Genomic DNA, 19124 nt, shown 5'->3' with positions numbered 1-19124 from the left:
TGTGCTGTCCAGCGATCAGGCGACTTCGCGCACGACCGGGGCCGGCTGTGCGACGGCTTCGGAAACGCGGTCGCGGGTCAGTTCGGGGGCCAGCATTTCCATCAGCACGTACACGAAATCACGCAGAAACACGCCGCGCTTGATGGCGACACTGGTGGTGTGCTTGCCAAACAGATGGCCGGCAGGCAATCCCACCAGGCCCTTGTCTCGGCGAGGGTCGAAGGCCACCCCGGCGATGATGCCGATGCCCAAACCGATGTCGGCATAGGTTTTGACCACGTCCGCATCGATGGCTTCCAGCACGATGTCGGGCGTGATGTCCGCCCGCTCGAACGCGGCATCGATGGCGCGGCGCCCCGAAAAAGCCCGGTCATACGTAACGATGGGATATTGGGCCAGATGCGCGAGCGACAGGTTGCGGGCCGCGCTGGACGTCAGACTGGTCAGGGGGTGATCTTCCGGCACCACCAGCGTGTGTTCCCAGGAATACACCGGCAAAGCCACCAGGCCCGGCGTCTCGGCCAGGGTTTCGGTGGCGATGGCCAGGTCGGCCTGCTCGTGCAGCACCAGGCGGGCCAGGTGTTCGGGATTGCCCTCGGCCAGCGACACGTGGACTTTCGGAAAACGCGCCCGGAAGGCCGGAATCACCCGCGGCAGCAAATAACGCGCCTGGGTGTGGGTGCAGGCGATGACCAGGGCGCCCTCGTCACGCTGGGCGAATTCATCACTGACTTTTTTCAGGTTGTCCACTTCGCGCATGATGCGATCAATCACGGCGGACACGGCCTGCCCCGGCTTGGTCAGACCTTTCAAGCGCTTGCCGTGGCGCTCGAAGATCTTCACGCCCAGTTCGTCCTCGAACTCGATGATGGCCTTGGAAACCCCCGGCTGCGAGGTATACAGCGCCTTGGCGGCTTCAGTCAGATTGAAGCCGCGCCGGATGGTTTCGCGAACAAAACGGAATTGCTGGAGGTTCATACGCCACGGCCCTATAAGAAAAGCCATTATATGGAATATGAAACGCTGTTTATATTATTTTTTGTTATTTGCTTAGCAGCGGAAGCATCGCCAGCACGAGCCGGTTCGCACTGCCCCACCCCCACCAATACGACCGGGCGCCGGGCTGTTGGATCACAGCGGCGGCGCCCGGTCGTCGGGACAGGATCAGCTGAACCTTATTTCATGGAGATGGTCGTGTTCACATCCGTAGGATGCGCCTGCCAACGCGCCGTGATGGTCTTGGTCTGCGTCCAGAAATAAATGGACTGACGCCCGTTGGGACCCAGATCGCCCAGTTTCGACGCCCGCGACCCGGTGAAGCTGAACCAGGCCACCGGCACCGGGATGGGGATGTTGATCCCCACCTGGCCGACATCGACGTGGTTCTGGAAATAGCGGGCATGTCCGCCATCCTGGGTAAAGATGGACGTGCCGTTGCCGTTGGGGTTGGCGTTGATGAATTCGACGGCTTCTTCCAGTGTGTCGACCAGCACCACGGACAGCACCGGCCCGAAGATTTCTTCTTCGTAGATCGTCATGCCCGCCTTGACTTTGCTGAACACGGTGGGGCCGACAAAATTACCCTGCTCGTAGCCGGAGACGGTGATGCCGCGACCATCCAGCAGCAGGTCGGCGCCTTCGTCCACGCCTTTCTGGATCAGGCCTTCGACCCGTTTTTTGGCGGCCGGTGAAATCAAGGGCCCCAGATCGGCCTTGCGGTCGGTGCCGACATTGACCTTGAGTTTGCGGGCGCGCTCGACAAAATCAGGCAGCCATTTCTGGGCCTCGCCCACCAGCACCAGCACGGAGATCGCCATGCAGCGTTCGCCGGCGGCGCCAAAGGCGGCGCCCAGCATGGAATTCAGAGCGGCCTCGCGATCGGCATCCGGCATGATGACGCTGTGATTTTTCGCCCCCATCATGGCCTGGCAACGCTTGCCGGCGTTGGACGAGCGGTGGTAGATTTCCGTCCCCACCCGCGTCGAACCAATGAAGGACACGGCCTTGATGTCCGGGTGATCGCACAAGGCGCTGGCGACCTCGGGGCCGCCATGCACGACGTTCAGCACGCCGGGCGGCAGGCCCGCCTGCAGGGCCAGCTCCGCCACCATCAGCGACGCGGTCGGGTCTTGCTCGGACGGTTTGTAGACGAAGGTATTGCCCATCGTGACAGCGATGGGGAACATCCAGCAGGGCAGCATGACCGGGAAATTGAAGGCGGTGATCCCGGCGCACACCCCCAGAGGCTGCAGCACGTTATAGACGTCGATGCCGGTGGCGGCATTTTCGGCGTAATCGCCCAGTTGCAACACATTGGCCGACACGGCGTGTTCCACGCCTTCCAGGCCGCGCGCCACTTCGCCTTCGGCGTCCGGCAGCGTCTTGCCGTGCTCGCGCGACAGGACCTCGGCGATCTTGCCAGTATTTTCCCGCAGCAGATGGGCCAGATCCGTCATGATCTGGCGGCGTTTGGCCTGGCTGACCAGGCGCCAGGTCTTGAAGGCTTCTTTCGAGTTGGCAATCGCCCGCTCGACCTCGGCCGGCGTGGCGAAGGGGACCCGCGCCACCACTTCCTGGGTGGCCGGGTTGATGACGTCCCGCCATTCCTGGGTCTCGGACTGGACCAGTTTCCCGTCTATCAATAGCGGGACGCGTGGAATATCGCTCATGCAAGTCTCCTCGGTGAAATCGGATGAATGCTGCAAGGCGGGCTGCCAGACCAACACGCCGCCCACTGTCGTTTCCCAGTGTAGTTGTGTAAAAAACTTATTACTATGAAAATATTTGCACATTGGTTGACGATATTTGCACAAGACATGAGTGACTGGGACAGCATCCGTTATTTTCTGGAAGTCGCCCGCACACAGCGAGCCAGCGCCGCCGCCCAGCGGCTGGGGGTGCGGCACAGCACCGTCACGCGACGCATCCGCAGCCTGGAACTCGACCTGGGCGTCACCTTGTTTGAAAAATCGCGCTCCAGCGGGTTTTCCATGACCGAAGAAGGCCTGCACTTCTTCACGTATGCCGAGCAGGTCGAAAGCGCCCTGCTGGCCGCCCGCGAAGCGCTGTCCGGCTCATCCCAGGGGCCGACCGGCCACCTGAGGATTGGATCCACCGAAGGCTTCGGCAGCACCATCCTGACGCCGTTGATGGTGGATTTCCAGCGCCGCCACCCCGGCATGACACTGGATATCATGCCCGTGCCGCGCTACATCAGCCTGTCCAAGCGCGAGGCCGATATCGCCATTGCCCTGGAACGCCCTCAGCGCGGCCCCTACGTCTGCACCAAGCTGGCGGATTATTCCCTGAAGCTCTACGGCACCCAGTCCTACCTGGACAGCCAGCCGCGTATCCGCCGGCCTCACGATCTGACGCAACACCGCTTCATCGGCTACGTGGACGAACTGCTGTTCAGCGACCGGCTGCGCTATCTGGATGATCTGAAACCCGCGGCCAATGTCGTGTTTCGCAGCACCAGCGTGCTGGCGCAATACCAGGCGGTCCTGGGCGGACAGGCGCTGGCCATCCTGCCCTGCTTTCTGGCGGCCCAGGATTCCCGGCTGACGCCGGTGCTGGAACAGGATATTCGCGTCAGCCGCAGTTTCTGGATGTACTGCCATGAAGATCTGCGCCAGACCCGGCGCGTCATGGCGCTGTGGAATTATCTGAAGCAGGCCGTCGAACTGAATCACGGCCTGCTGCAAGGCGACGAACGCGCCTTGCGCACCCCGCCAGAGAGCTGGGTTCCGTCCTATGCCAGCGGGGCACCGGACGCCTGACGGCGCGGTTTGGGCATGCGGATGCGCCGCCACAGCAGCCCCAGCCCAAGCGCCAGGAACAAGGCATGCACCAACCAGACGCCGATGCCGAAGGGCAGCACCCCGGTGCTAATCCAGCCACGCGACAGATTGATCAGATTCATGTAAAGCAGGGCCAGCAGCCCCGCCAGCAGCAGATCGCCCGAGCGCCCCAGGCGCGGATTCACCGCCCCCATCGGCAAGGCGATCAGCGCCAGGTTCAGGACGGCAATCGGCAGGGCCAAACGCCACATCAGCTGAGACAAGGATTCCGTGTCTCCACGCTGCAATAAATCCAGGGTTGGGCGGGCCTTGATTTCCTGCAGCGCTTTCTGGCGGGCAGAGTCCAGCGCCCCAGGATCTGTGCGGCTTTCGATGCGAACGCCATAGCGATCAAAATCCAGCAGGCGCAGTTCCGGCGTGCCGGGCTTCAGGTCATAGCGATGACCGGGTCCCAGCACTAGAAAACGATCGCCATTGGCTTCCGTGCGGATCGCCGCGCTGTCGGCGGTCACGATGCTGAGCCATTCCGGTTCGACGATGCGAGCCACGACTTTGCCCAGCTCATCGTCCGGGCGCGACGGCGATTCGGCGAAAAACACCCGCTGTCCGCCATCGGTTTCAATAAACTGACCCGCCGTGACCTTGGACAGATCCGAACGCTGCTGAAAGCGCTGGCGATATTCCGCGATCTGGCCATACGCCCAAGGCGAGGCCGACAAGGTCAGCACGGCGACCAGGGCGGCCACCGGCAAGGCAAACACCATCACCGGTCGCAGCCAATCGGCCAGCGACAGGCCGCTGGCAAACCAGACCGGCATTTCCGATTCGCGGTAGCTGCGCGTGACCGTCGTCAGCACGGCGACGAACAGCGCCACCGACAGGATGATCGGCAGGGCCGTGATGCTGGAAAAAGCGGCCAGCCCCAGCACGACGTTGGCGCCGATGTCGCCGTTTGCGGCATCCCCCAGCAAACGCACCACCAGCACGCTCAGCCAGACCACCAATAAAGTGGAAAACACGATGCCGGCGTGGCTGGTGATTTCTGAAAAGACGGCGCGCTTGAACAATGACATGGGAAAATGCGGAATAATGGGCCGTCAATCTTGAGCAACCGTGGCATCTGACTGATTTGTCGAATGCATCACGCAAGCTGCCGGATCAAAGGAAAACCAATGGAATTTAGCACAAGCACCACCACGACTCTGCAGACCCTGAAAACCCAGGCGCTGGCCGTCGGGATCTTTCAGGACGGCATCCTCAGCCCCGCCGCCGACGTTCTGGATCAGGCGTCCGGCGGCGCCATCCGCGCCGTCGTCCAGTCCGAATTCGATGCGGTGCCCGGCGCGATCCTGACCCTGCACAACCCTGCGGGCGTCACGGCTGATCGGATCATTTTACTCGGCCTGGGCCGCCAGGACAGCCTGACGGCGGCGACGCTGGCCAAGGCGCATCAGGCCTTTGCCGCCTATTGCGTCCGCGCCGGCGTCGGCACGGCGGCATCCGCTCTGTGCGCGCTCAACGTGCACGACGCAAACCTGGCCGACTGCGCCCGCACCACGGCACGTCTGGTCAGCGCGGCAGTCTATCGCTATGACCGGACCTTCAGCCAGGCCAAGCCCGCCGTCAAACTGCGCAGCTTCGTCCTGCATCTGTCCCGCGCCCAGGCCGCCCAGGCCAAGACCGCGCTGGCGCAAGGCGCAGCCATCGGCGCCGGGGTCAACCTGGCCCGCCTGCTGGGCGACCTGCCCCCCAACCTCTGCACCCCCACCTATCTTGGTCAGACGGCGCGCGACCTGGCCAAGCAGTTCAAGACCCTGAAAGCCGAAGTGCTGGACCGGAAAAAAATCGAAGCCCTGAAGATGGGTTCTTTCCTGTCGGTAGCGCAGGGTTCGGTCGAACCCCCGGCCTTCATCGTGCTGCGCCACACCCCCAGCGCCCCCGCCGCCCGCAAGGCTGCGCCCATTGTTCTGGTCGGTAAAGGCATCACCTTCGACGCCGGGGGCATTTCCCTGAAGCCCGGTCCCGGCATGGACGAGATGAAATACGATATGTGCGGCGCCGCCAGCGTGCTGGGCACCATGCGCACGGTCGCCGAACTCGACCTGCAGCGTGAAATCATCGCCATCGTGCCGAGCTGCGAAAACCTGCCCAGCGGCACGGCGCTCAAACCCGGCGACATCGTCACCAGCATGTCCGGCCAGACCATCGAGATCCTGAACACCGATGCCGAAGGCCGGCTGATCTTGTGCGACGCCCTGACCTACGCCGAGCGCTTCAAACCGGCTGCCGTCATCGATGTGGCCACCCTGACGGGCGCCTGCGTCATCGCCCTGGGTCACGTCAACAGCGGGCTGTTCTCGCAGGACGACACCCTGGCCGACGAACTGCTGGCCGCCGGTCGCCAGGCCCAGGATCCCGCCTGGCGCATGCCCCTGGAAGACGCCTACCAGGATCTGCTGAAGTCGAATTTCGCCGATATGGCCAATATCGGCGGTCGCCCGGCGGGCTCGATCTCGGCGGCCTGCTTCCTGTCTCGCTTCACCGGCAAATACCGCTGGGCGCACCTGGACGTTGCCGGCACCGCCTGGCTGGAAGGCAAACAGAAAGGCGCGACCGGTCGCCCGGTGCCGCTGCTGACGCAGTTCCTGCTGGGGCAATGCTCGGCATGAGCCGAGTAGATTTCGCCTATGGGGCCGCCCACCGCTTGCGGGCGGCCTGCCGCACCACGGCCCGCCACGTGCAGGCCGGCCACCGCCTGCTGGTCTATTGCACCGACCCCCGACGCTTGCGGCGCTTTGACAGCCTGCTCTGGGATTTCGATCCCGTCAGCTTCATCCCCCACGCGCACCTGGACGACCCCTTGGCCGATCAGGCGGACGTCCTGCTGGCGGCCGATGCGGCGGCCCTGGACGCCGCCCCGGCCATCGGCTGGCTGCTGAACCTGGACCTGTCCTGCCCACCCGGCGCGGAACGCTTCGACCGCATCCTGGAAATCGTCTCCGGGCACGAAGCCGACCTGCAGGCGGCCCGCAGCCGCTGGATGCACTACCGGGATGCCGGTCACGACGTCCGGGGCCATCAGCTGTCCCAGGGAACTTGGGAACCCTGACAGGGTCAAACTGACAGAAACCTGGACGATGACGTTCAGCTCAATGTAAGATTGATCTATCCGCTATGCTATAACCGTCAGGATCATCTGACGTACGACAGGAAAATACCATGTCTGACTTCCGCCACACCCTACCTCGCGCCGGCGCCTACGACGCCTCGGTCACCGCGCGCAACCGCGTGCTGCGCAATACCTACTGGCTGCTGGCCCTGTCCCTGATCCCCACCGTGCTGGGCGCCGCCGTCGGCCTGCAGTTCGGCATGGGCCAGATCATGGCCGCCAATCCCGGCACCAGCACCATCGCCTTCCTGGTCGGGGCCTTCGGCCTGATGTTCCTGGTCGAACGCAATAAGAATTCCTCGCTGGGCGTGGTCCTGCTGCTGGGCTTCACGTTCTTCATGGGGCTGATGCTGTCCAATCTGCTCAGCTTCGTCCTGGGCATGGGCAATGGCGCCCAACTGATCATGCTGGCCTTCGGCGGCACGGCGGCGGTTTTTGGCGCCATGGCCACGGTGGCCACCACCACGAAACGCGACTTCACCCACCTGCAGAAATTCCTGTTCGTGGGCGTGATGCTGCTGATCGTCGCCATGGTGGCCAACATCTTCCTGCAGATCCCGGCCCTGATGCTGACCCTGTCGGTACTGGCCATCGGCATCTTTTCCGCCTTTCTGCTGGTCGACCTGCAGCGGATCATCCAGGGCGGCGAAACCAACTACATCTCGGCCACTCTGGCGGTCTATCTGGACCTGTACAACATCTTCAGCAATCTGCTGATGCTGCTGGGCGTACTGGGCGGCAACCGCGACTGATCGCGCTTCCCTTCCCTCGGCGACACATGGCGGGCTTCGGCCCGCCATTTTTTTGCTTTCAGCCTGCGCGGCGTGGGGGCAGCTTTCGCCGCCGGGCCGTCCCAAGGCAAAAGGGCCCCCTCGGGGGGCAGCAAGCAGGCGTCAGCCTGCGCGGCGTGGGGGCAAGTTCTTCACACCCTCGGCGGCGATCAGCCCTATCGCCAGCCAGATCGGCCCGTAGGTCAGCCACTGGGCCGGGGCGACGGGTTCGCGCATCAGCAGGAATGCCACCCAGAACAGCAGCACCGGCTCGACGTAGCTGAGCAAGCCGAACAGGCCCAGAGGCAGCATGCGGCTGGCCGCCAGGTACATGGACAACGACACCACGCTGAGCAGCCCCAACAGAGGTACCTGCAGCAGCAGGCGCGGGTGATCCGCAAAAATACGGGCGGCCTCGGAAGCCTGGGATTGCAGGATCAGGATCGCCACCGGCAGCAGAAACAGCATGTCGAACCACAGGCTGCTCAAGGCATCGACCCGCAGGCGCCGGCGCAGCATGAAATACGGCGGATAGCCCAGCGCCACCAAGGCGGTGGCCCAGGAGACCGAACCCAGCCGCCACCATTCATGCGCCACGCCCAAGATGGCGAAGCCCACCGCCCAGAGCTGCCAGCGGCTGAGCTGCTCGCGGTACACCAGCCTGCCGGCCAGCACCATCACCAGCGGCAGCAGGAAATACCCCATGGACACATCCAGAGCATAGCCGTGCAGCGGCGCCCAGACGAACAGCCAGAGCTGCACCCCCAGCAGGGCCGAGCACAACAGCATCGCCACCAGAAAACGGCCCTGTGAAAAACGATGCGCCGTGGCGCGCAGCGGACCCCAGCCCCGCGCCCGATGCACGACCAGGGCCATCATCGGCAAGCCCATCAGAATGCGCCATGCAAAGACGATGTCGCCGTCAAATGGCTGCATCAGCGTCGCATAGAAGTACATGCCGGCAAACAGGGCCGAGGAAGCGACCGACAGAATAATGCCTTGCTTCATGAAACCTGCTTAGAAAAAATTAATAACGCTGCAGATCCATCAGGACCTGACGGGTACGCAAAGGGGTGTCCAGCAGCTCATCGAGCCGTTCCCGCAGCGCCTGCCTCAGGACCGGCTCGGCAGCGGCATCGTCGAAATCCGGCATGGGCGCATCCAGCCCATAACCCGCCTGTTCCAGCAACAGCCATTCGAAGCGCCGCAGCACCGCCGCGTGGGGACGGCCCCCCGTCAGCGCGCTCAAGGCCGCTTCGTAGGCGTCATAGACACCGGGGTGCGGGTCCTCGCGGGCCAGCAGGCGCAGGATGAGTTCGTTCAGATACCAGGCGGACATCATCGCCCGGCCATTCAGCAGCCGCACAGGACCGGATTCCGCCCGCACCAGCGTATGGATTTCGCCGGATCCCGACCACGACAACCATAGCGGCTGAAAGGCCACCAGCACAGGCCGCAGCGCCGAATAGGGGCGCTTGGCGCCTTTGGCCACCAGCGCCACACAGCCGTGGGCGCGCGTAAAGCATTGAACGATCAGCGAGGTTTCGCGCCACGGGCTGGTATGCAGCACATAGCCTTGCGCATCCTGGATGCGCAAGCCCCGTCTAGTCATAGCCCAGTTCCCGCAAGGTGGCCTCGCGTCCGGACCAGCCCTTGCGGGTCTTGACGTAGATGTCGAGGAACACCGGTTTGTCGAGCAGTTTCACCATGTCCTGACGCGCCTCGGTCGCGATGCGCTTCATGTGCTGCCCACCCGCTCCCAGCAGGATGGGGCGATGGCTGTCGCGTTCGATGACGACGCAGGCGGCGATACGCACGCCGGTGTCGTCTTCTTCCCACTGTTCGATCACCACCGTGCAGCCATAGGGCAATTCATCGCCCACCAGACGGAAGATCTTTTCCCGGATCAGCTCGGCGGCCAGGAAGCGCACCGGCCTGTCGGTGAAAGCGTCGGCGTCGAACTGATGCTCGCCTTCCGGCAGGTGTTTCGCGATCTCGCTGACCAATACGTCCAGCTGCACGGTTCGCGCCGCGCTGACCGGCACGACCGCCGCATAGGGAAATTCCTGGGTCAGGCGCGTCACATAGGCAAACAGCGCATTCTTGTCCTTCAGGGTGTCGATCTTGTTGACGACCAGGATCACCGGGCGCTGCCGAGGCAGCAGAGGCACCACGGCGGCATCGCCGGCAGACCATTTACCGGCCTCGACCACGTGCACCACGACGTCGACTTCCGCCAGCGCCTGAGTGACGACCCGATTCATCATGCGGTTCATGGTCCCGCCATGACGAGTCTGAAACCCCGGCGTGTCGACGAACACGAACTGGTCGGGTCCCTGGGTCAGCACGCCGTGGATGCGGTGCCGGGTAGTCTGCGCCTTGCGCGACACGATAGAGAGTTTGGCGCCGATCAGGGCGTTGCTCAGCGTGGATTTACCGACGTTGGGGCGCCCCACCAGGGCCACGAAACCGCAGCGGCTGGCGGTTTTGCCAGCAGCGGCGGAAGAGGAATTCTGGGTATCGTCGCTCATTTCTTTTCCTGGGAAACCGCCACCGGCAGGGATAGCTGGGCGGACTTGCGATGGCGCCGCCCCGACCGATGGGGCGGCCCCAAGGCCTCTACCGCCGCGATGACCTGCCCGGCAGCAGCCTGTTCGGCGGCGCGCCGGCTGCTGCCCGATGCCTGAACCCGGATATCGAGTTGCGCCACCGAGCAGATGACGTCGAAGGTCTGGTTATGGGCTGCGCCCCGGGTGGACACGACCTCGTAGTGCGGCAGATCCAGACCGCGCCCCTGCATGATTTCCTGCAGCAGGGTTTTCGGGTCCTTGCCGACGGTGCGCACGTCGATGTTCGCCAGGACGGGCCGGTACAGCCGTTCAATCACCCGGCTGACCTCCGGATACCCGCCATCCAGGTACAGAGCGCCGAAAATCGCTTCCAGAGCATCGGCCAAAATGGACGGGCGCCGGAAGCCGCCGCTTTTCAGCTCGCCTTCGCCCAGGCGCAGGTAGTTGGACAAAGAAAGTTTCTGGGCGATGTCGGCCAACGCCGCCTGCTTGACCAGATTGGCCCGCACGCGCGACAGATCGCCTTCGTTCATTTCGGCATGTTCGGTGAACAGCAAGGCCGACACGACGAAATTCAGCACCGAATCCCCCAGGAACTCCAGGCGCTCGTTGTGCGGCATGCCGTGGCTGCGGTGCGTCAGCGCTTGTTCCAGCAAGGCCTGATCCCGATAGCGGTAATCCAGGGCCGTCTGCAGGATATCCAGGCTGACCATCAGTGGAACCCGCCGATCCGGCTGGGCGAACTGAAATTCATCCAGACGAAGAATGCCCGCCCGACCAGGTTGCGATCCGGCACAAAGCCCCAATAGCGACTATCCAGGCTGTTGTCGCGGTTGTCGCCCATCATGAAGTAGTGGCCTGCCGGCACGGTGCAGCGCACCCCGCCATCCAGATAACGGCAGTCCTGAAAATCGGGAAAGCGCGTGATCGGCATGAAATCCTGAGGCGCATTGGCATTCAGCAAAATACGGTGCGACACCTGGCCCAGCTGTTCCAGATACTGGCCCACATAGGCGGAACGATCCGGTTCGAAATAGTCGCCATCGCGTTCGCGCGGCACGGGCTGGCCATTGACGGACAGTGTTTTATCGCGATAGTCGATCACATCGCCCGGCAGACCGACCACGCGCTTGATGTAGTCCACGGAAGGGTCCACCGGATAGCGGAACACCACCACATCGCCGCGCTTCGGCGCACCGAGGTCCAGGATTTTGCGGTCGATGACCGGCAGGCGGATACCGTACTGGAACTTGTTCACCAGGATCAGATCGCCGTTTTCCAGCGTCGGCAGCATGGAACCGGACGGAATGCGAAAGGGTTCGACCACGAAAGACCGCAGCACAAACACAAACAGGATCACCGGAAAAAAGCTGACGCAGTATTCCACCCACCAGGGGGCTTGAAAGGCGCGATCGTATATCTGTGCGCATTCGGCCTGCAGGGCGTCCGGATCCAAGCCAGCGGCATTGTTGCGACAAGCCTGGGCGGCGGCCTCGGCGCGTGCCCGACGGCGCCCGCGCAGGCGCACACGATCCAGCAGCCAGACCGCGCCGGTCACCACCAGGGCGATAAACAGCAGTAATGCAAAATCCCAGCTCATCGACGATCCTTACTTGTCCTCGACCTGCAGGACGGCCAGGAAGGCTTCCTGAGGAATTTCCACATTGCCGACCTGTTTCATGCGTTTTTTGCCTGCCTTCTGTTTTTCCAGCAGCTTCTTTTTACGCGAAATATCGCCGCCATAGCATTTGGCCAGCACGTTCTTGCGCAAGGCCTTGACGTTTTCGCGCGCCACGACTTCCGCGCCAATGGCCGCCTGGATCGCGATATCAAACATCTGACGCGGAATCAGGCCGCGCATGCGGGTGACGACGTCCCGGCCCCGGTGCCGTGCATTGGCGCGGTGCACGATCATGGACAGGGCATCGACCCGATCGCCATTGATCAGCAGGTCCACGCGCACCACATCGGCCACCCGGTATTCCTTGAATTCATAATCCATGGACGCATAGCCGCGCGACACGGATTTCAGGCGGTCGAAGAAGTCCAGCACGATTTCCGCCAAGGGGATTTCGTAGCTGAGGTGCACCTGGCGACCGTGGTAACTCATGTTCAGCTGCACACCGCGTTTGGTCGTGCACAGCGACATCACCGGCCCGACGTATTCCTGCGGCATGAACAGCGTCACCGTCATGATGGGTTCGCGGATTTCCTGGATGTGGCCGACTTCCGGCATGCGCGCGGGGCTGTCGACCATCAGCAATTCGCCGTCGCGATTCAGGACTTCGTAGACCACCGAGGGCGCGGTGGTGATGATGTCCATGTCGAATTCGCGTTCCAGGCGTTCCTGCACGATGTCCATGTGCAGCAAACCCAGGAAACCGCAGCGAAACCCGAAACCCAGCGCCTGAGAGACTTCCGGCTCGAACATCAGGGAAGAGTCGTTCAGCTTCAGTTTTTCCAGGGAATCGCGCAACTGATCGTATTCGCTGGATTCAACCGGATAGACGCCGGCAAAGACCTGGGGTTTGACTTCCTTGAAGCCAGGCAGCGGCTTGGAGGCGGGTTTGCCCGCCAGCGTGATGGTGTCACCGACTTTGGCGTGTTCCAGTTCCTTGATGCCGGCGATGATGAAACCGACCTCGCCCGCCGACAGCACGTCGCGGGCCTGGGATTTGGGCGTGAACACCCCCAGCTGTTCGCACAGATGGGTGGCGCCGGTGGCCATCAGCAGGATCTTGTCTTTCGGGCGCAGGGCGCCGTTGACGATGCGCACCAGCATCACCACGCCGACGTAGTTGTCGAACCAGGAATCGATGATCAAGGCCTGCAGCGGCGCATCCGGATTGCCTTTCGGGGGCGGCACACGGGCCACCACGGCTTCCAGAATTTCGTCGATGCCCAGGCCGGTCTTGGCGCTGGCCTGAATCGCGTCGGTGGAATCGATGCCGATGACATCCTCGATTTCAGCCGCGGCGGCATCCGGATCGGCGGACGGCAGATCCATTTTGTTCAGAACGGGCAGCACTTCGACGCCCAGTTCGATGGCGGTATAGCAATTGGCCACCGTCTGCGCCTCGACCCCCTGGGTGGAATCGACCACCAGCAAGGCCCCTTCGCAGGCCGACAGAGAACGGCTGACTTCGTAGGAAAAGTCCACGTGACCCGGCGTGTCGATCAGATTCAGGGCATAGACCTTGCCGTCGGCAGCAGTGTAGCGCAGCGCCGCCGTCTGCGCCTTGATGGTGATCCCGCGCTCGCGTTCGATATCCATCGAATCCAGCACCTGCGCCGCCATTTCGCGGTCTTGCAGGCCGCCGCAGCGTTGGATCAGGCGGTCGGCCAGGGTCGATTTGCCATGATCGATGTGCGCGATGATGGAGAAGTTGCGAATATGGTCCATAGACAGCAAGCAAAAACCGGGAGAGTCGGAAGACAGGGGAGGAGAGCGTCGGGGCGCTCTAAAAAAGGGGGCGCCGCAAGGCGCCCCCTCGGTACAGACCGTATTTTAGCTTTTTCCCGCCAAGGGGATCACGGCAGCTTGACGATCACCCATTGGGACTGTTGATCCCGGCTGACCAGCAGCACGACCGGGCTGGATTTATCCAGGCCCTTGACGACCTTTTCATACTGTTCCGGGCTGGTGATGTCGGTATTGTTCACCCGCAGGATGATGTCGCCGGCCTCGATCCCGGAATCCGCCGCCGGACTGTCGGACTGGCTGACCAGAACGCCCTGATCCATTCCGGAATCCGCCGGCAGCGCCTTGACGCTCAGCCCCAGACGGTCGGTGCCGGCTTCAGCATGGGCCTGACCATTCTCATCGCCCGCCGCCTTTTGATCCAGTTCGCCGACCTTGGTCTTCAATTCCAGCGACTTACCTTTGCGCCACACCTGGATGGACGCCGTAGAACCAGGTTGCGTCGCCCCGACCAGACGCGGCAGATCCGTCATGTGCTTGATGGCCTGGCCATTAAACGCCGTGATCACGTCGCCCGCATGCACCCCCGCCTTGGCGGCTGGGCCATCCGGCTCCACGCTGCTGACCAGCGCGCCTTGCGCCGTATCCAGCCCCAGCGCCTTGGCGACATCATCCTGGACTTCGGTGATCTGCACACCGATGCGTCCTCGCGTGACCTTGCCATGCGCCTTCAGTTGATCCACCACCCGCATGACCTCGTCGATGGGGATGGCCAGGGAAATGCCCATGAAGCCGCCGCTACGCGAGACGATCTGGGAATTGATCCCGACCACCTGACCCTGCAGATTGATCAGCGGACCCCCGGAATTGCCGGGGTTCACCGCCACGTCGGTCTGGATGAAGGGCAGATAGTCCCCGGTATCCCGATTGATGGCGCTGACGATCCCGGCCGTCACGGTCGAATCCAGCCCGAAGGGCGAGCCGATCGCCAGCACCCATTGGCCTTTCTTCAGCTTGTCGGAATCCCCGATCGGCAGGGGCTTGAGTCCGGTGGCGTCGATCTTCAGCAAGGCAATATCGGTGCGGGCATCCGTGCCGATGACCTTGGCCTTGTATTCCTTGCCATTGGTCATGGTGACGAAAATGCCGTTGGAATTATCCACGACGTGATTGTTCGTCAGGACGTAGCCGTCGCCGGACAGGATGAAGCCGGAGCCGATCCCGCGCGGTACGGTGCGTTCTTTGGGGGCAGGCTGATCAGGCTGCGCGTGGGGCCGTTTCGGCTGCGCCTGCGGCCCCATGCCCGGCGGCATGAAATCCGGCCCGAAGAACCAGCGGAACAGGTCCGAGGGATCGCCGCCCGGCCCCATCGCAGAGCGGCGCACCGGCACGGCTTCGGTGGTGCGAATGTTGACGACCGATACTTCGGTTTCAGAGACGACCTGCGTGAAATCAGGCAAGGCCGCTGCGGTCGACACGGCGGCTTGCGCCTGGGCTGCGCTGATGGGCGCAGCGGAAATCAGCAACAGACTGGCTGCAGCGCCGGCAAACGCCCGTTTAGCGGCTGGTGCGCCGGGCAAATTGAAAGCCATGGAATTCTCCTTGGAGGAATATGTTAGCGGGCCGCCTGCGGGACATATTGCACGGCGCGGGCCAGATCGCGGACCGTCTGAGCCGGCGCCTCGCCAACGGCAGTCAACCAGTAGGAAGCCAGACGCATCCGATGGATGCTGACTGCTCCCTGCCGCAGGTCGCCCTGTCTGATGGTTTGATCACGTTTCGGGTCAAAGGTTTCAATAAAAATCGAAATTGCCGCCAGACCGTCCGCCACCACCAACTGCTTGACCGCATGGGCCGGCCCGATCTGACGCGACAGTTCGGCGACCGACTGAAACCCTGGCGGCAGCGTAAAGCGCCAGCCCTGGGACTGCAGGTCCGTGGGAGCGCTGGATTCCGTCACCAGCTGCCAGCTGCGCGTATCCCAATGCGTGGTCAGCGCCGAGGACTGGACCGCAGCCCCCACCCGAATGCTGCTGAACGCGGTCTGGTCTACCAGATGCCCGTCGGGATCCAGGGTCTGGGATTTCAGCAGCAGGTGCGTTTCCTTATCCGTGCAGATGCGGTAGCTGTAGCGCAGGCGGTCGCGGGCTTTGAGTTCCGAGACCGAGCATTCCCGCCCGGCGACCCGGTAGGTGCCAGGCGACGTGTGCCACTCGTAGTGGGCCGCGATGGCCTGAGCATTGCCCAGCAACAGACCGGGGAAATGATCGCTGCGCGCCGGTCGGATGACGACCAGCTTGCGGTCCGGCAGCAGGCATTGCTCGACGTTGTCCTGACGCAGGCATTCCCGCGGTGCGCCGTCCAGGACTTCCTGGCGTTCACGTTCGCCCGTGCCGTCCACCAGATGTACCAGCCGCGAGGACTGCAGGGTATGGCCTTGTTGGTAGACATAGACGCCTGAGTAATCCAGCGACCGGGCGGCCTTCTGGATCTGCTGCAAAAAAGCCTGGACGTCGCCAGCGGGGCCTGCAGACTCAGTCGGCTGGGCCGCCTGAGCAGCCGCGCCCAGCATCAGGCCGGCCAGCAAACCGCAGGCCTGCCGGCTAAAACGCACAGCCCCCTGCCGCGCCATCATCAGCGTGGCCCCATGCCGTCATAGGATGCCTGGCGCACCGGCCCCGCGCCGGCCATGTCCTGATGGGCCGCCATATAGTCGGCCAGGCTGGGGTCGCTCGCATCCAGTTCGGACGCCTGCGCCAGCACCGGCGTGGCGGCGGGGGTGACATCGGATGACGCCAGGAACGGCCGCACCATCCAGACCACCGAGGCCACCGCTGCCGCCACCGCCAAACCGGACAGGCCCAGGCGCCAGGCGTGGTGCCGCACCAGCGGCGCGGGCGCCACGATAGCGGGTTCGGCGTCCAGGGCAGCCGACACCCTGGCGTAAAAGCGTTCGGACGGCTGAATGGCCAGATCCGCACTGCGCATGACGTCGCCGATCAGATGATAGGTATCCCAGACTTGCCGCCCATAGGGGCTGTCGAGCTCTTCGGCTCGCAAATCGGCTTCGCCATCCACCCAAGAGGAGACGGAGGCTTCCCAGTCGTGATCTGCTGCAGCCGGTTCGCGTGTGATATTCATGAGGGTTCCTTACCAGCGGCGTCCCGCATCCTGTTCCATGACCGGTCGCAAGTGACTGGCAATGGCTTCCCGCGCCCGGAAGATCCGTGACCGAACCGTGCCGATGGGGCACTGCATGGTACTGGCGATGTCTTCATAACTCATCCCTTCGATCTCTCGCAACACAATGGCCGTCCGCAAGTCTTCGGGCAATGCATCGATCGCCTCGTTGACGGCCTGGGCGATCTGGCGGCTGGCCATCACGGATTCGGGCGTGCTTTGATCAGTTAGGCCATCAATCTGGTCAAAAGTTTCACCCTCGTCGTTTTCCGTCACAGAGACGGTCGATGGCCGGCGGAAACTGGCCGACTGCCAGTTGCGGGCGGTATTGACGGCAATGCGATACAGCCAGGTATAAAAGGCGCTGTCCCCCCGGAACTGGGGCAAGGCCCGGTAAGCCTTGATAAAGGCTTCCTGGGCGACGTCCTCGACCTCGGCGGGATCATGGATCATGCGCGACAGCAGGCGCATGATCTTGCGCTGGTATTTGATGACCAGCAGGTCAAAGGCATGCCGGTCGCCGCGCCGTACGCGTTCGACCAGCGCGAGGTCTACCTCGCGCTCGCTCATGCCCGATCCCCGATCAGAACCGCCTCACGATCATCGAACCGTTGGTGCCGCCAAAACCGAAGGAATTGGACAGGGCCACATCGATCTTCAGATCGCGGGCCTGATTGGCGCAATAGTCCAGGTCGCATTCCGGGTCCTGGTTGAACAGATTGATGGTCGGCGGAGAAATCTGGCGATATACCGCCAGGGTCGTGAAGACCGCCTCGATTCCGCCCGCCGCGCCCAGCAAATGGCCGGTCATGGATTTGGTGGAATTGACGACCAGTTTGCGCGCATGATCCCCGAAAGCCAGTTTCAGGGCTTCGGTTTCATTTTTATCGCCCAGCGGAGTGGACGTGCCATGCGCGTTCACATAGCTGATTTCGTCCGCATTCACGCCGCTGTTGCGCAGAGCATGCAGGATGCCCCGACGCGGACCGTCCTGGTCGGGACTGGTGATGTGATGGGCATCGGAACTCATGCCGAAACCCATGAATTCGCCATAGATGCGGGCGCCCCGGCGTTTGGCGTGTTCGTATTCTTCGAGCACCAGCACCCCGGCGCCTTCGCCCAGGACGAAACCGTCGCGATCGCGATCCCAGGGGCGCGAGGCCGTGGCGGGATCGTCGTTGCGCGTGGACAGCGCCCGCATGGCGGCAAAGCCGCCCATGCCCAATGGCGAGACCGAGCTTTCAGCGCCGCCGGCGACCATCACGTCGGCATCGCCGTATTCGATCAAGCGGGCGGCATCGCCGATGGAATGCAGGCCGGTGGTGCAGGCCGAGACCACCGCGTAGCTGGGGCCTTTCAGGCCCAGCATGATGGACAGCTGGCCGGAAATCAGGTTGATCAGCGAGGCAGGCACAAAAAACGGCGAAATTCGCCGGGCGCCGCGCTGCAGGTATTCGATCTGGGTTTCTTCGATGCGCGGCAAGCCGCCGATGCCCGATCCGATGATCGTGCCGATACGATCCGCGTCTTCTGTGTCAATGTCCAGGCCGGAATCGCGCCAGGCCTGGATACCGGCAGCCACTCCATAATGGATGAAGGCATCCATTTGTTTGGCTTCTTTGACGCCGATGTAGTCGGTCACCTGGAAATCTTTGACCTCGCCCGCAATCTGGCTGTTGAGCACCGAGGCGTCGAATCGCGTCACCCGCCCGATACCGGAGCGGCCATGGATGAGGTTGTCCCAGGCGGTCTCGACATCATTTCCCACAGGCGACACGATGCCCAATCCGGTTATGACGACTCGTCGTTTCACATATGGCTCCTGAAAATGAAAAAGGCAGTTCATGGCAGATCATCAGGTCGGACATGCAGACCTGCCTGCCCGATGATCACCCGTCACGAACTGCCGTGGCCCGGACGCGGCGAATCACGCCCGCGTCGGGTCGAGATGAGATTACTGTTTGCTATGCGAGGTGATGTAATCGACCGCCTGCTGCACCGTCGTGATCTTCTCGGCTTCCTCGTCAGGGATTTCCGTTTCGAATTCGTCTTCGAGCGCCATCACGAGCTCGACCATATCGAGCGAATCGGCACCGAGGTCGTCAAGGAAGGAAGATTCGTTTTTGATCTCGGCTTCGTTGACGCCGAGCTGTTCAGCGACGATCTTCTTGACGCGCTGTTCGATGCTTTCCATGCATATCTCCAGTTAGGAAA

At 62.9% G+C, this 19124-nt stretch carries 19 protein-coding genes; 4 read left to right on the top strand and 15 right to left on the bottom strand.

Going from position 1 to position 19124, the window contains the following annotated elements; all coding sequences use genetic code 11:
• Positions 1-15: 15 nt before the first annotated feature.
• Both WBF69_RS00095 and WBF69_RS00090 read right to left on the bottom strand, forming a co-directional pair.
• Positions 16-978, bottom strand: coding sequence for a CysB family HTH-type transcriptional regulator (locus tag WBF69_RS00095; protein ID WP_424259972.1), 963 nt, complete (start codon positions 976-978; stop codon positions 16-18).
• Between the two features lie 197 nt (positions 979-1175).
• Positions 1176-2669, bottom strand: a complete 1494-nt coding sequence (locus WBF69_RS00090; RefSeq protein ID WP_424259970.1) for a CoA-acylating methylmalonate-semialdehyde dehydrogenase — start codon at positions 2667-2669, stop codon at positions 1176-1178.
• 147 nt (positions 2670-2816) lie between these two features.
• On the opposite strand from WBF69_RS00090, the gene WBF69_RS00085 reads away from it, so the two are divergent.
• Complete coding sequence (locus WBF69_RS00085) at positions 2817-3779, top strand: LysR family transcriptional regulator (RefSeq protein ID WP_424259968.1); 963 nt, start codon at positions 2817-2819, stop codon at positions 3777-3779.
• On the opposite strand, the gene lptF is transcribed toward WBF69_RS00085, so the two are convergent.
• Positions 3752-4873 (bottom strand): LPS export ABC transporter permease LptF, encoded by a 1122-nt coding sequence (lptF, locus tag WBF69_RS00080; protein ID WP_424259967.1) that lies wholly within the window; start codon positions 4871-4873, stop codon positions 3752-3754. The genes WBF69_RS00085 and lptF overlap by 28 nt on opposite strands.
• 99 nt (positions 4874-4972) lie before the next feature.
• Between lptF and WBF69_RS00075 the strand changes: the two genes are divergently transcribed.
• The 3 genes from WBF69_RS00075 (at position 4973) to WBF69_RS00065 (ending at position 7721) form a co-directional block, all read left to right on the top strand.
• Positions 4973-6469: a leucyl aminopeptidase gene (locus tag WBF69_RS00075; RefSeq protein WP_424259965.1), complete on the top strand. Its 1497-nt coding sequence runs from the start codon at positions 4973-4975 to the stop codon at positions 6467-6469.
• Complete coding sequence (locus WBF69_RS00070; protein WP_424259963.1) at positions 6466-6909, top strand: DNA polymerase III subunit chi; 444 nt, start codon at positions 6466-6468, stop codon at positions 6907-6909. Before WBF69_RS00075 ends, WBF69_RS00070 begins: the two co-directional genes overlap by 4 nt.
• 110 nt (positions 6910-7019) lie before the next feature.
• Entirely contained in the window at positions 7020-7721 is a 702-nt protein-coding gene (locus WBF69_RS00065; RefSeq protein WP_424259961.1) for a Bax inhibitor-1/YccA family protein, read from the top strand.
• Between the two features lie 141 nt (positions 7722-7862).
• Here WBF69_RS00065 and rarD read toward each other — a convergent pair whose 3' ends face one another.
• The 12 genes from rarD to acpP all read right to left on the bottom strand — a co-directional run bounded on the left by rarD (position 7863) and on the right by acpP (position 19104).
• Positions 7863-8747 carry an EamA family transporter RarD gene (gene rarD / locus WBF69_RS00060; RefSeq protein WP_424259959.1) on the bottom strand — a complete coding sequence of 295 codons (885 nt, stop codon included), beginning with the start codon at positions 8745-8747 and terminating at the stop codon, positions 7863-7865.
• A gap of 19 nt (positions 8748-8766) precedes the next feature.
• Positions 8767-9351, bottom strand: coding sequence for a DNA repair protein RecO (recO, locus tag WBF69_RS00055; protein ID WP_424259957.1), 585 nt, complete (start codon positions 9349-9351; stop codon positions 8767-8769).
• A complete protein-coding gene (era, locus tag WBF69_RS00050; protein WP_424259955.1) occupies positions 9344-10270 on the bottom strand; it encodes a GTPase Era in 927 nt (308 codons plus the stop codon). Before era ends, recO begins: the two co-directional genes overlap by 8 nt.
• On the bottom strand, positions 10267-11022 hold the full coding sequence (gene rnc / locus WBF69_RS00045; protein WP_424259953.1) for a ribonuclease III: 756 nt from the start codon (positions 11020-11022) through the stop codon (positions 10267-10269). Before rnc ends, era begins: the two co-directional genes overlap by 4 nt.
• Positions 11022-11909 carry a signal peptidase I gene (gene lepB, locus WBF69_RS00040; protein ID WP_424259951.1) on the bottom strand — a complete coding sequence of 296 codons (888 nt, stop codon included), beginning with the start codon at positions 11907-11909 and terminating at the stop codon, positions 11022-11024. Before lepB ends, rnc begins: the two co-directional genes overlap by 1 nt.
• A 9-nt stretch (positions 11910-11918) precedes the next feature.
• Positions 11919-13712, bottom strand: coding sequence for a translation elongation factor 4 (gene lepA / locus WBF69_RS00035; protein ID WP_424259949.1), 1794 nt, complete (start codon positions 13710-13712; stop codon positions 11919-11921).
• Positions 13713-13840: 128 nt separating this feature from the next.
• The gene (locus tag WBF69_RS00030; RefSeq protein WP_424259947.1) at positions 13841-15322 is read right to left on the bottom strand and encodes a DegQ family serine endoprotease; all 1482 of its coding nucleotides are present in this window, start codon (positions 15320-15322) and stop codon (positions 13841-13843) included.
• Positions 15323-15345: 23 nt separating this feature from the next.
• A complete protein-coding gene (locus tag WBF69_RS00025; RefSeq protein ID WP_424259946.1) occupies positions 15346-16365 on the bottom strand; it encodes a MucB/RseB C-terminal domain-containing protein in 1020 nt (339 codons plus the stop codon).
• Positions 16365-16871: a sigma-E factor negative regulatory protein gene (locus WBF69_RS00020; RefSeq protein WP_424259944.1), complete on the bottom strand. Its 507-nt coding sequence runs from the start codon at positions 16869-16871 to the stop codon at positions 16365-16367. The genes WBF69_RS00025 and WBF69_RS00020 overlap by 1 nt, the downstream gene beginning before the upstream one ends.
• Positions 16872-16880: 9 nt before the next feature.
• The gene (gene rpoE / locus WBF69_RS00015; RefSeq protein WP_424259942.1) at positions 16881-17480 is read right to left on the bottom strand and encodes an RNA polymerase sigma factor RpoE; all 600 of its coding nucleotides are present in this window, start codon (positions 17478-17480) and stop codon (positions 16881-16883) included.
• 13 nt (positions 17481-17493) lie between these two features.
• The gene (fabF, locus tag WBF69_RS00010) at positions 17494-18723 is read right to left on the bottom strand and encodes a beta-ketoacyl-ACP synthase II (RefSeq protein ID WP_424259940.1); all 1230 of its coding nucleotides are present in this window, start codon (positions 18721-18723) and stop codon (positions 17494-17496) included.
• 141 nt (positions 18724-18864) lie between these two features.
• Complete coding sequence (acpP, locus tag WBF69_RS00005; RefSeq protein ID WP_043680887.1) at positions 18865-19104, bottom strand: acyl carrier protein; 240 nt, start codon at positions 19102-19104, stop codon at positions 18865-18867.
• Positions 19105-19124 lie beyond the last annotated feature (20 nt).

The sequence above is a fragment of the Castellaniella sp. genome (assembly GCF_049673105.1).
Classification (GTDB): domain Bacteria; phylum Pseudomonadota; class Gammaproteobacteria; order Burkholderiales; family Burkholderiaceae_B; genus Castellaniella.
Note: the sequence above shows the minus strand (reverse complement) of the source record. Positions and strands in the feature narration are given on the sequence as shown.

Bases quoted from the DNA above. Each gene is read 5' to 3' on its own strand.
- WBF69_RS00095 (WP_424259972.1), bottom strand. From the start codon at position 978: ATGAACCTCCAGCAATTCCGTTTTGTTCGCGAAACCATCCGGCGCGGC.
- WBF69_RS00090 (WP_424259970.1), bottom strand. From the start codon at position 2,669: ATGAGCGATATTCCACGCGTCCCGCTATTGATAGACGGGAAACTGGTC.
- WBF69_RS00085 (WP_424259968.1), top strand. From the start codon at position 2,817: ATGAGTGACTGGGACAGCATCCGTTATTTTCTGGAAGTCGCCCGCACA.
- lptF (WP_424259967.1), bottom strand. From the start codon at position 4,873: ATGTCATTGTTCAAGCGCGCCGTCTTTTCAGAAATCACCAGCCACGCC.
- WBF69_RS00075 (WP_424259965.1), top strand. From the start codon at position 4,973: ATGGAATTTAGCACAAGCACCACCACGACTCTGCAGACCCTGAAAACC.
- WBF69_RS00070 (WP_424259963.1), top strand. From the start codon at position 6,466: ATGAGCCGAGTAGATTTCGCCTATGGGGCCGCCCACCGCTTGCGGGCG.
- WBF69_RS00065 (WP_424259961.1), top strand. From the start codon at position 7,020: ATGTCTGACTTCCGCCACACCCTACCTCGCGCCGGCGCCTACGACGCC.
- rarD (WP_424259959.1), bottom strand. From the start codon at position 8,747: ATGAAGCAAGGCATTATTCTGTCGGTCGCTTCCTCGGCCCTGTTTGCC.
- recO (WP_424259957.1), bottom strand. From the start codon at position 9,351: ATGACTAGACGGGGCTTGCGCATCCAGGATGCGCAAGGCTATGTGCTG.
- era (WP_424259955.1), bottom strand. From the start codon at position 10,270: ATGAGCGACGATACCCAGAATTCCTCTTCCGCCGCTGCTGGCAAAACC.
- rnc (WP_424259953.1), bottom strand. From the start codon at position 11,022: ATGGTCAGCCTGGATATCCTGCAGACGGCCCTGGATTACCGCTATCGG.
- lepB (WP_424259951.1), bottom strand. From the start codon at position 11,909: ATGAGCTGGGATTTTGCATTACTGCTGTTTATCGCCCTGGTGGTGACC.
- lepA (WP_424259949.1), bottom strand. From the start codon at position 13,712: ATGGACCATATTCGCAACTTCTCCATCATCGCGCACATCGATCATGGC.
- WBF69_RS00030 (WP_424259947.1), bottom strand. From the start codon at position 15,322: ATGGCTTTCAATTTGCCCGGCGCACCAGCCGCTAAACGGGCGTTTGCC.
- WBF69_RS00025 (WP_424259946.1), bottom strand. From the start codon at position 16,365: ATGATGGCGCGGCAGGGGGCTGTGCGTTTTAGCCGGCAGGCCTGCGGT.
- WBF69_RS00020 (WP_424259944.1), bottom strand. From the start codon at position 16,871: ATGAATATCACACGCGAACCGGCTGCAGCAGATCACGACTGGGAAGCC.
- rpoE (WP_424259942.1), bottom strand. From the start codon at position 17,480: ATGAGCGAGCGCGAGGTAGACCTCGCGCTGGTCGAACGCGTACGGCGC.
- acpP (WP_043680887.1), bottom strand. From the start codon at position 19,104: ATGGAAAGCATCGAACAGCGCGTCAAGAAGATCGTCGCTGAACAGCTC.